Source organism: Actinomycetospora sp. (genome assembly GCF_055612215.1).
Map to the genome: position 1 here is coordinate 1 of NZ_JBVPVA010001046.1, position 1,345 is coordinate 1,345.

Genomic DNA, 1,345 nt, shown 5'->3' on the forward strand with positions numbered 1-1,345 from the left:
CGCCTGGTAGCGCGTGGGGTTCTGCAGGAAGTCCTTGATCTCGTAGAGCTCTTCGACGGCCTCGTTGGCGCCCGCGACGTCACCGAACGTCGTCTTCGGCATGTCCTTGTTGAGCTGCTTCGCCTTGGACTTGCCGAACGACAGGACGCGGTTGCCGCCGCCCTGTGCGTTCATCATCCAGAACAGCAGCACCAGGACGAGGCCCAGCGGGATGAGGTAGATCAGCATCTGGCCGAGCAGGGACTCCTGGGTCACCTGCGTGTCGAAGCCCTCGCGCGCGGGGTTCTGCCGGAGCTCGGCGAACACCTGCGCGCCGGCCGCGGCCGGGTACTGCGCATAGATCTCGTTGGTCCGCACGGGGGCACCACTGGTGCCGTCGGCCGGCGGCACGTCCACGGGGTTGACCAGCGTCATCCGCAGACGCTGTTCCTTGTCCTCGAGCGTGACCTCCGCGACGTTGCGCGCGTCGATCTGCTGCAGAGCGAGGGACGTGGACGCCTGCGTGTAGCCGCGGGTGTCGCTGAACAGCGACGACACGGCCAGGTAGACGACGAAGAGCACCACGATCCAGATCAGTGGATTGCGGAGCAGGCGCTTGCGGTCCATGCGGTGGCGGCCGGTCCGGCCTCGACCCTCCCCGGGTTGACTGCTGCCGTGTCGACTCCCGGACCGTGGTCCACCACACCGGCGCCGCCTACGACGACGTCCGCGCGGTGCCCGCCCGGGCTCCGTTCCAGGGAAGCCCTGATGTGCTCAATGTACCCCGGAGCCCCGACACCCAGCCGCGCGCGGCGGAGGGCCTGGTCACGACGGCGTCCGCCGACGGCGAACGTCGGGCGGAGTCAGCGGCGTCGCGCCGTCCCGAAGAGGCCCCGGGTGATCTCCCGACCAGCAGCGCTCGCGGCCGAGCGGAGGAACGACTTGAAGGCGGGGTTCGCCATGACCTTCTCCACCAGGCCCGGCCCCTCGTCCTCGGACGGCGGCGGGGCCTGCGGCGGCGCGGGCTGCGGGGGCTGGTCGGCCGGGACGGTGTCCGCCGGGGTCTCGGGCGCCTGGGTCGCCCCCGTTCGGGCCGCGAGCCGCTCGTAGGCCGACTCCCGGTCGATCGTCTCGCCGTACTTCCCCCACAGCGGCGACGCCTTCGCGGCCTCGGTCACCGCGGGCTCGCCGATCGCGGCCATGAGCGAGCGCGGGGGCCGGAGTCGGGTCCACGCCACCGGCGTCGGCGCGCCCCGCTCGGAGAGCACCGTGACGATGGCCTCCCCGATCCCCAGCGAGGTCAGCGCCTCCTCGATGTCGTAGACCTTCGACTTCGGGTAGGTCCGCGCGGTCCGCGTCAGGGCCT

General features: G+C 71.5%; 2 protein-coding genes. Both read right to left on the minus strand.

What is annotated here, in order from left to right; genetic code table 11:
* The coding region (locus tag AC0CYZ_RS28360; RefSeq protein WP_472221455.1) for an ATP-dependent metallopeptidase FtsH/Yme1/Tma family protein at positions 1-606 on the minus strand (606 nt) is incomplete at its 3' end.
* Between the two features lie 236 nt (positions 607-842).
* Positions 843-1,345 (minus strand): helicase HerA-like domain-containing protein (locus AC0CYZ_RS28365; protein ID WP_472221456.1); only part of this gene is annotated, 503 nt, incomplete at its 5' end.